Origin of the sequence: Mycoplasma feriruminatoris (assembly GCF_000327395.2) — a bacterium.
Classification (GTDB): domain Bacteria; phylum Bacillota_I; class Bacilli_A; order Mycoplasmatales; family Mycoplasmataceae; genus Mycoplasma; species Mycoplasma feriruminatoris.
Window position 1 is genome coordinate 585,277 of record NZ_CP091032.1, and the last position, 10,881, is coordinate 596,157.

7 protein-coding genes are annotated in these 10,881 nt (G+C 24.0%); 2 read left to right on the plus strand and 5 right to left on the minus strand.

The genetic code is table 4. From position 1 onward, the window contains the following. Nucleotides 1-71 precede the first annotated feature (71 nt). Complete coding sequence (locus tag D500_RS02520) at nucleotides 72-2,549, plus strand: MOLPALP family lipoprotein (RefSeq protein ID WP_008363919.1); 2,478 nt, start codon at nucleotides 72-74, stop codon at nucleotides 2,547-2,549. A gap of 38 nt (nucleotides 2,550-2,587) precedes the next feature. After that, a complete protein-coding gene (locus D500_RS02525) occupies nucleotides 2,588-4,837 on the plus strand; it encodes an MAG6410 family transglutaminase-related lipoprotein (protein WP_008363918.1) in 2,250 nt (749 codons plus the stop codon). A 30-nt stretch (nucleotides 4,838-4,867) separates the two neighbouring features. On the opposite strand, the gene D500_RS02530 is transcribed toward D500_RS02525, so the two are convergent. The 5 genes from D500_RS02530 to efp form a co-directional block, all read right to left on the minus strand. Further along, complete coding sequence (locus D500_RS02530) at nucleotides 4,868-6,103, minus strand: replication-associated recombination protein A (protein ID WP_008363915.1); 1,236 nt, start codon at nucleotides 6,101-6,103, stop codon at nucleotides 4,868-4,870. Between the two features lie 108 nt (nucleotides 6,104-6,211). Next, nucleotides 6,212-8,575, minus strand: a complete 2,364-nt coding sequence (lon, locus tag D500_RS02535) for an endopeptidase La (protein WP_008363913.1) — start codon at nucleotides 8,573-8,575, stop codon at nucleotides 6,212-6,214. Nucleotides 8,576-8,695: 120 nt separating this feature from the next. Continuing rightward, nucleotides 8,696-9,982, minus strand: a complete 1,287-nt coding sequence (gene tig / locus D500_RS02540) for a trigger factor (protein WP_008363912.1) — start codon at nucleotides 9,980-9,982, stop codon at nucleotides 8,696-8,698. A gap of 16 nt (nucleotides 9,983-9,998) precedes the next feature. Beyond that, nucleotides 9,999-10,301 (minus strand): MMB_0454 family protein, encoded by a 303-nt coding sequence (locus D500_RS02545; RefSeq protein ID WP_008363909.1) that lies wholly within the window; start codon nucleotides 10,299-10,301, stop codon nucleotides 9,999-10,001. 15 nt (nucleotides 10,302-10,316) lie between these two features. Then, nucleotides 10,317-10,871 (minus strand): elongation factor P, encoded by a 555-nt coding sequence (gene efp / locus D500_RS02550; protein ID WP_008363907.1) that lies wholly within the window; start codon nucleotides 10,869-10,871, stop codon nucleotides 10,317-10,319. Nucleotides 10,872-10,881 lie beyond the last annotated feature (10 nt).

A 10,881-nucleotide genomic window follows, 5' to 3' on the forward strand; every position in this document is an offset into this window, starting at 1 on the left:
TTTTAAAATAAAACAATATGGCTATATGTTAATATTTAATTGATTAAATTTTACTATAACAAGGAGAGTAGATGAAAAAATTATTAATAGGTTTTAGTACATTTTCATTATTAGTTAGTTCATCTAGTGTTGTTTCTTGTACTATAACTCATCAATTTAAAAATAATCATTTAGATCAAATCAAATTGCTATTAAACACTTCAGCAATTGCTGCTCAATCAGTTATTTTAAGTGATAAAAATACTACAAATATAAGCACTGATTATTCACTAAGAACTTTTAGTCAAACTAAAATTACTGACTTATATAAAAATGATGCAAAAAAATTAGCTGATAAATATGTTACTGATAAAAAAGCTAGTTATGAATATCAATTTAAATCAATGTTTTTAACACTACAAAGTTCAAATTGAACTGAACAACTTAAAAAAGTAGCTCAACTAAATAAAGAAAATAAAACTACTAATTTAGATTTAGCTTGAAATGATACAAGTACAAAAACAACTGATAATAATCTTTTTAAAACTTTAAGTTTAGTTTCAGCTGGATTTAACTTTTTATTTTCAGGTGACTTTACAGCAAATCAACAAGGTAATTTAATTAATAACTTTTTATCAAATCAATCTGGATTATTAGAAACCACTGTTTTTAATAACAACAAATTTTCTAGTCTATTAGATTCACTAAATAGTATTGAAGATAATAAATTTTTTAACCTTGCAAATAGTTTATTTTCACAGCCTGAATGAGTTAATGAAATAGATAAAGATAATAATTTAAACCAAAAAACATTAAAAAATATTTTAGATTCTTCATCTCAAAAATTATGAGAACAAATATTACCAAAAGATGAAAATCAAGAATTTAAAATAGATTGATCAAAAATATTTACACCTTTAATTGATTTATTAAAGGCTTTTAGTATTTATCAAAAAATTATAGAAGAAAAATCAGATAAATCAGATAAAACTTTAAACTATTCAACTATGGATCCTTTACATTTATTTAGTAAAGATAAAACAAATAGTGAATTTTTATATGAAGTATTAAATATTAATTTAAAAGATATTTACAACAATAAAAGTAACGAACAAATCAAACAAGAAATTAATTCAATTGATCTAAAACAATTAATTAAATTTTTTAAAAATACTTTAGTTTTTGATAAAGAGGACAAGCACGGTTATAAGCTTCAAAAGTTTGTTGTTATGTTACTAGGTAGTGCAAGCGAACATGAAAAAGATAATGATATAAAAAATAACTTTTTATTAAAACCTGCTTATGATTGATATGAAAAAAATAAAGAAAAAGTTAAAAAAATAGTTACAAAACAATTAGAAAAAATTGAAAGTATAAAACCTTTTGCTCCTACTATTTCTAACAATATTACGACTTTATTTGAGATTATAAAAGCTTTTCATCAAGATTTAGTTGAACAAGGAACTAATAAAAAGTTAAAAGGTGAATTAGATAAATATTTAGGTCTAGCAAAAATACTTTTACCTACTTTAGGTTTAGATAAAAAAATAGTTGAATTTTTAGATTCAAAAGCATTAAAAAACTTTTTAAACAATCCATTTTTAGCTTTATATAAACAAGACTTTTTAAAAGAAGTATATATATTAATTAATCAATTATCAGGTAAAGAAATTATTAATAATCAAATTATTGATAATATTTCAAATATTTATAAATTCACTACTTTAAAATTAGATAAATTTGCTAACTATTTACTAGGATTAGTTAAAAAACCAGTAGATGGTAAAAATAGTTTTGATGAATTTCAATTTTTATATAGTTTAAAAGATTTATCAATTTCTGACATTATTAATAATTTAGAAAGTTTTTATAATAAAGAAAATTCATCTTATATTTTTAATTTAGATAACTTTAAAGGTTTATTAGATTCAATATTTAATAAAAACATAACTGCAAGTTTTAAATATAAAGAACAAGAACAAAAACTAGAAACTAAAAATAATTTATCAACTATACTAACATTACTAGCTTTAAATCCAAACAATGTAAAAGATTTAGAAGTTAAAGTAAATGATGATAAAAACAAGCTTTCTGATCAAATCAAAAAAGCAATTGAAGAAAAACAATATGGATTAGCTTCAGTGTTACTTCTTGGTTATAACAATAATGAAAAGAAATTTTATAAAGATTCTATTTTAGATAATGCTGCTAATTTATTTGGACATAATGAAAAAGATTTAAATAAAGATGCTTCTAAAAATGCTATAAACATTTTAATAAAGTCTTATTTAGAATTAATTAATTGATTTCAAAATGTATCTTTAAAAAAATATGCTCAAGATAATTTTGCAGTTTATTTAGATCAAAATAATTGATCAACTGAATTAATTGAACAAAAAGGAACTATTGATAATTTAAATGAGCCATTAATCATTAAATATGTGTTAAAATATATAGACCCAAATGATAATAATAAAAATTGAAAGTATAATGTTGTGATAAAAAGAACTTCAAATTTAGAACAACCTTGAACAATAACTGAAATAACTAAGTTAACTGATAATAAATAATTTACTAAATTACTTTCTATAAATTTAAGGAGAAAAATATGAAAAAGTTACAAAGCTATCTTAAATTACTATCAATAGGTTCTGTTATAGTTCTTGCTGGAACTACAATAAGTTGTAGTAATATTAATAATTCAGCTACTAGAAATTTTGTAATACCAACTGTTAATAGACGACCTAATAATTCAAATAGTGAAAGTAATAGTAACGAAAATAAAAATAATACAACTCCTGAAAATACTCAACCAGTAAATAATGATCAAAGTAGAAATCATAATTCAAGTAATGATTATTCACATAATGAAGTTATAATTCCAACTGATAGCAATCCTAATAATGGTCAAGCTTTTTACTCTTCTATTTCATATTTAAATCACAATTTAACAGAATTAGAAAATAAGTATATTGACTTTGGAAATAAAAGTTTTAAAGAGATTAAAGTTAATGATAATGATATTAAAGACATTATTCTAAAAAATGAACTTTCTACAAATTTTTATTCACACCCACAATTTAAACTTAATAATGAACATATTATCTTAGATGAATTTTCAAATAAAGAATATAAATTTAAACTATTAGATAATTCAACCCACCAAGAAGTACCCGGTGATCAAATTAAATGGTATCAACGAATTTCTTATCCAAATAGTGAAGTTCTTGAATCAAATAATAATGATAATAAAGGCACTTTTTTACTAACTAATGATGGTACTGTAAAATGAAAAGATACTAGAGAAACTAATAGTGATAGAGAAATTGAAGAAAAATCAGCTAGATTATGAGCTAGTTATAAAGGTTATCTATATTCAGCTGTTGTTTCTGTATATTCTAAAGAAAGAAGTAAAATACTAGATAACGAGAATAAAGCCAGAGAAGCTGCAAAAAATATTGTTGAAAAAGAAAAATGAAATGAATTACCAACATTGGAAAAATTAACAAAAGCCTACGAATGAATGACTAAAAATGTTGAGTATGATTATGGTAATAGAACCGGTGAACTACTAAGAGGTCAAAATGCATATTCTGCATTAGTTGAAAGAAAAACTGTATGTACCGGATATGCTAAAGGTTTTAAAATGATTATGGATGAATTAGGTATTCCATGTAAATTTATCGAAGGAGATAGTAATAGAGAAGAGGCATTTATCTCAAAACATGCTTGAAATTTAATCCAATTAGATAATGAATGATATCATGTTGATACAACTTCAGATAGGGTTGAAAGAAATAAACATAAGACTAATTTTAATTTCTTCTTAAATACAAATAACGATTTTCTAGATACTGATACTTTTTATCGCGATTTTACAGATCCAGGAACTCACCTAAGAAATCTAAAATTTAAAAATTTTGTTGAAAATGAAGAAGATGTTTTAGCCTTAATCGACAATAACTATGATGTTGATAAAGAACAAGTGAATAAATTAGAATTAACAGGCAATATTGATTTATTGAAAAATACTATAAATAAAGCATTTACTAAAAGAAATTTAGAAGTTAAAAATTATAGATTAACATCTGTTAAAAAACCTAACCAATCCATTACGTACTTTTTTAACGAACAAAGTACTAAAAATACAAATGTAAAAGTAACTAGTATTGAAAAATATAATAATGAAAATGCTATAAAATTAATTTTCGATAAACCTGTAAATGACTTAAAAGCTGGGAACTTTAATATTAATGGTGCTTTTATTAAAAAAGTAGAACAAAATAAAGAAAAAAATACTTATATTTTATATTTGGAACATTTTAATAAATTTGGAAAAACACAAGTAAAACTTGATTCTATTAAAAGAAAGGATTACAAATTTAATTTAAATGGGAAAAATAAAGTAGAGTTTAATATTGAAAAACACAAAAATCCAAAAGTTTTCATTAAATCAATAGATAATGAAACAATAAAAATTGTTAGTGATTCAAATAATCTAGAATATAGTTTTAATACTAAAAGTTGAAAAGATGTTCCGAGTGATTCAATAATAAATGATGCTACTATTGGTGATCTTTATATAAGACATAAACAAACTAAAGATAAACTAGAATCTGATATACAAGTAATAAAAATTGGTAAATTTAATGAAGTTAATAGTAAAGCTAAATTAATTAACGGCAATATGCTTATTGGTTTAGATAGAACTATGGAATATAAAAAAGAAAAAGACAATAATTGAACACCAATAACAGAAACAGTATTAAAAAATTTACCTAAAGATACTTATTTAATTAGAGCAAAAGCAAACGAAACTACTCTAGCTTCTGATATTTCAAAAGTTGAAATTAGATAAAAAATAGTTAGTAAAATTAATAATTACTAACTATTTTTTATTTTTCATTTTATTATATAATTCATACACTTTAGATTCATACTGATTATTTTTATGGTAATAAAACTTTTTGTTTTTAATTTCATTTGGTAAATATTGTTGTTCAACTCAGTCATTTTCAAAATCATGAGGATATTTATAATCAACTCCAATACCAAGTTTAATAGCTGATTTATAATGATTATCTTTTAAATGTTTTGGTACATTATAAACATTTCCGTTTTTAACAAAATCTAAAGCAGAATTTGTAGCTAGATAAGCTGAATTAGATTTTCAACTTAAACTCATTTCAACAATTGCTAACCCTAAAGGAATTATTCCTTCAGGAAAACCAATTTGTCTAAAAGCATTACATGCTTGAACTACTCTACTACAAATTGCTGGATTAGCTAAACCTATATCTTCATAGCTAATAATAATCATTCTTCTCATTAAACTTTCATAATCACCAATTTCAATTAATCTACTAAAATAATATAAAGCAGCATCAACATCACTACCTCTAATTGATTTTTGTAGAGCTGATTTTAGATCATGAAAATCATCACCATTCTGAGCTGTTGGATTTTTTGAAATTGTAATAATAGTTTTAATTTTTTCTAAATCAATATATTCATTACTATAAAGTTTATCTATTAGTTCTAAATAATTTAAAAAAGTTCTTACATCTCCAACACTTAGTTGCGCTAAAAAATCTAAAGCCTGATCTGAAAGATTGATTTTTAATTGATATTGATTAATAACTTTTTTAGCATAAATAACTAGTTCATCTTTAGTTACAGGTTTTAATTCTATTAGTAAACTTCTACTTCTTAAAGCTGGATTAATTACAAAAAATGGATTTTCTGTAGTTGTTGAAAATACAAAGATATTTCCTTTTTCCATATATTCTAATAAAATATCTTGCTTATCTTTATTTAATCGATGAATTTCATCAATTATTAAAATAAATCTATCTTGTTGTAAAGCTTTTTGAATAATATTAGTTAATTTATCTTTTTTATCATAACTAGCATTAAAAATTTCATAACTAATGTTTAAATCATTTGCTAAGCTTATTGCAAAACTAGTTTTACCAACTCCACTTGGTCCAAAAAAGATTAAAGAAGTACAATAATTATTTAAAATCATTTTATTAATTAAACCATTAGGTTTTAAAATTTCAGTTTGACCTATTATATCTTTAGTAGTTTTTGGTCTAATTAAAAAAGATAAAGGTTGATTCATACTAACACCTCATTTCTATTTTATTCTTTTAAACTACTAAATATTTATTGTTTAAGTTTAAAAAATAAAAACTCACAATATAAATTGTGAGTTAATTAATAGATTAAATTACACTGTTAATTGTTGATTATTATTTTTAAAGATAATTTCATAAACGTCTTCATATTTTGACACAGGAGTGATTTTTAAAACATCTTGAACTTCTTGAGGAACATCTTCAATATCTTTAACATTTTTTGCAGGAATTAAAATATGTTTTAATCCACTTCGAGCTGCTGAAATTGATTTTTCTCTTAATCCACCAATTGGTAAAACATTTCCTCTTAAAGTAATTTCTCCAGTCATTCCAAAATCTTTTGAAACTGGTTGTTTTGATAAAGCTGAAATTAAAGCTGTTGTTAAAGTAATTCCAGCACTTGGTCCATCTTTTGGCACAGCACCTTCTGGAACGTGAATATGAATATCAATATCATCAAATTTGTCTTTTGAAATACCAAATTTTTCATGATTTGCTTTTACATAAGTTAAAGCAATAGTTGCTGATTCTTTCATAACTTCACCAAGTTTACCAGTTAAAGTTAGATTTCCTTTTCCAACATAAGTACTTACTTCTATTGGTAAAATATCTCCACCAAATTGAGTATAAGCTAATCCAGTCACAACCCCAACTTGTGATTCTTCTTCTTTTGAAGTATGTTCAAAAATATGTTTTCCTAAATATTCATTTACAACTTCTCTAGTTACAACTAAATTAGTGATTTCACCATTTAAAAGTTTAACAATGAATTTTCTAGCAATTGTTGCTAAATGTCTTTCTAATTGTCTTACTCCAGCTTCTCTAGTGTAATATTTAATAATTTCATCATAAGCTTCATCAGTAAATCTTAATTCATCTTCAGTTAATTGATCTTCTTCTAAAATCTTTTTAGTTAGATAATCTTTTGCAATATGCATTTTTTCAATTTCAGTATAGCTTGATAAATTAATAATTTCCATTCTATCATATAAAGCTTCTGGAATATTTTCAATATAGTTAGCAGTTGCAATAAACATTACAGTACTTAAATCATAAGGTTCTTCAATGTAGTGATCTGAAAATTCTTTGTTTTGTTCTGGATCTAGAACTTCAAGCATTGCTGAAGCTGGATCTCCTCTTTGATCACTTGCCATTTTATCAATTTCATCTAATAAGAATAGCGGATTTTTAACTTTAGCTCTTTTTAAAGCTTGAATAATTCTACCAGGCATTGAACCTACATAGGTTTTTCTATGCCCTCTAATTTCAGATTCATCTTTAACTCCACCTAGTGAAACTTTAACAAACTTTTTACCTAAAGCTTCAGCAATAGATCTAGCTAAACTAGTTTTTCCAACTCCAGGAGGACCTACAAAAGTAATAATAGGACCTTTTAATGATTTAGTTTTTTGTTTAACAGCTAAATATTCAATAATTCTTTCTTTAACTTTTTTTAATCCAAAATGATGTTTTTCTAAAATTTCTTGAGCATATTTTAAGTCATCAATATCTTCTGATTGTTCTCATCAAGGAATAGACATCATTCAATCCACATAGTTTCTTTCAACATTAACTTCAGCACTACCTGGTTGCATTGTTTCTATTCTTTTAATTGATGATAGAATTTTTTCTTTTACACTTTCAGGAAATGGTTCTTCTTCTAAACGCTTTTTATACTTATCAATTTGAGAAGCATCAGAATTTTCATCATCTAATTCTTCTTTAATGATTCTCATTTTTTCTCTTAAATAATATTCTTTTTGTTGTTTATCCATTTTATCTTTTAACTTTTTGTTAATTTCAGAATCAACAGTTGAATTATTATTTAGATTATTATTTAATTTAGTATTAGCTTTTGGTCTGTTTACAATTAGTTCTTTTAATAAGTCTAATTTTTCTAAAATAGAAGTTGATTGGATTAAAAGCAATTTAGTGTTTAAAGAAACTAGAGGCATTTTATCAATCATTTGATAAATTAATGAGTTTAATTTATCAAAATCATTTTCATTAAATGCTAAAAGTAGTTCAGAAGTATTGAATGCATGTTTTTCTTGTAATTCTTCAAGAAGTTCTTTAATTTTATTTTTTTGAGCATCAGTTTTTGGTAATTTGTCTTCAAAAACAGTACCAATAGCATAAATAATACCATCTTCTTCAACAAATTCATCAATTTTAATCTTTTGACTATAGTTTAATTCAGCTGAAATAGTACCATCTTTTCAAACTTTTTTAATTGATAAATCAGCAACAGTTCCTAAATAAAATAAATGATCTAGATTAGGTTCTTCTTCTAGTGGACTTTCTTGAGAAACTACAACGATTTGGTTATTATATAATTCAGCAGAAGCATTTAAAGCGTTCTTACTTTTGATTCTTCCAAACTCAATAGTTTTAGAAGTAGTTGGTAGAATGAATATTCCTCTAGTTACAACAACAGGTAGCTTTTTATCTTTCATAAAATTCACTCCTTTTATTTTCTTTAAATATTGTAACATACTTTTTTAGCACTTAACATACTAAAGTGCTAAATTAATAAAAACTATCCTTAATTACAAAAAGGATAGTTTAATTAGTTATTAATTTCCGTTGTTTTCAAAAATAAATGTTTCTAATAATTCTGATTCAACTTGATGTCTGATTGCTTGATTATCAATTAGTGATTTAATTTGTTCAGCTTGAATTCCATATAAATTTGCAAATTCTTCAAATTTCTTATTAATATCTTCTTCACTAGCAACAATGTTTTCTTTATTTTTAATTTCACTAGCAACTAAGAATGATTTAATTCTATGGATTGCATCACTTTTTAATTCTTCATCAATTTCTTCTTGAGTAATTTTAGTAATTTCTTTGTATTTTTCTAAAGTAATTTTTTGTTGAGCTAATTGGTCTTCAAATTCTTTTCTAACATCTTTTAATTGTCTATCAACAATTGTTTTTGGAATTTGAAATTCTGAATTTTTGATAATTTCATCAATAACATTTTCAACAAATTCTGATTTAGAGATTTTTGTTTTTTGTTCTAAAACATCAGCTTTAACTTTTTGTTCTAATTGTTCATAAGTACTAATTTCAGGTAAACCTAAATCTTTAACTAATTCATCATCTTTTGCTGGTAGAATTTTTTCTTTAATGTTTTTAATATTTAAAACAAATTTAGCATCTTTTCCTGCTAATGAAGGAATATATTCTTCAGGGAATTTTACATTAATTTCTTGATTGTCTCCAACTTTTAATCCGATCATTGAATCTTCAAATCCTGGAACAAATTGATTAGATCCAATTTCTAAAACAAAGTCTTTAGCTTCTCCACCTTCAAAAGCTTGATCATCAACATAACCTTTAAAATCAAAAGTTACAATGTCACCTTTTTTGATTTGATCATCAGCTTCTTTTTCTTTTTGCATAGCAAATCTTGAACGATACATATCAATTACACTATCAACATCTTCTTGATTTACTACAACTTCAACTTTTTTAACAGTTGAAATATTTTTATATTCTCCAACTTTTAATTCTAAAACTAGATCAAATACAAAATCAATAACAATTTCTTTATCTGATACTTTAACAATTACAGGAGTTGGTGAGTTATCATTTGAAATTTTATTTTCTTGACTTAAAGCAAAATCAAATGCTGGTTTGACTACTAATTTAAAAGCTTCATTATAAACTTTAATTGGTGTTAAATATTTAGCAGTTTCACTTTCAGGAGCTTTACCTTTTCTAAATCCTGGAACAACTAAATTAGCTTTTAATCTATTTTTAGCTTTTTTTAAAAATTCACTTCATTGATCATTTTCAATAGTAACAGTTCATTTTCCTTGACCTTGATCAACAAATTTTTCTTGTGCAAAAATCATTTTAATATTTCCTTTTCTATTTTATATATGATATATTGATGTTTTTAGGTTTTATAGAAATTGTTTGGATAATTGTTTTATCAATAGCTTTAAAGATTTTTTCTTCATTAATATTTAGATCTTGTAAGTTTTCATTTTCAACTTTAATAGTAGCTAGTATGTTTAATTGATTTTCATCAAGTATATAAATTGAAGAAGAAACATTTTCTATGTTTTTGATTTTAGTTACTGATAAAATAACATTTTCAACTAATCGATTAATGACTTTACTTTCTATTTTTAAATTACCTTTAGAATTTTTTTCAATATCTATATACATATAAATACCTCTTAATTAGGCTCTTCCTACGTATTTCCCATCAGTACTTGAAACAATTATTTTAGTTCCTTGATTTACAAATAAAGGCACCATTATTTCTAATCCAGTTTCTAATATAGCTTTTTTTTGTGCCCCACTTGTAGTATCTCCTTTAACTGCAGCTTCAGCTTCAACAACAGTTAGTTCAACTTTAACAGGAAGATCAATACCTAAAACTTCATTTTCAAATTCAGTCATATTAATCATTAAACCATCAACTAAAAAGTTTTTTTCTCATTCTAATCTAGTCATTGGTATTGAAACTTGTTCGTATGTTTCAGTATTCATTAAATAAGCATCATTTCCATCATTATATAAGTACTGCATTTCTTTTCTTTCAATCATAGCTTTATCAACTTTTTCTCCACCTGTAAAAGTTAATTCCACTCTAGCTCCAGTTCTCATATTTTTAGCTTTAACAGTAACTTTTCCTTGTTGTCTTCCTGTTTTTGAAAATGATTGTTCTAATACTAAATAAATGTTTCCATCATATAAAAATGTTGTACCTGGACGTAAATCGTTTACTGACATGATATTCTCC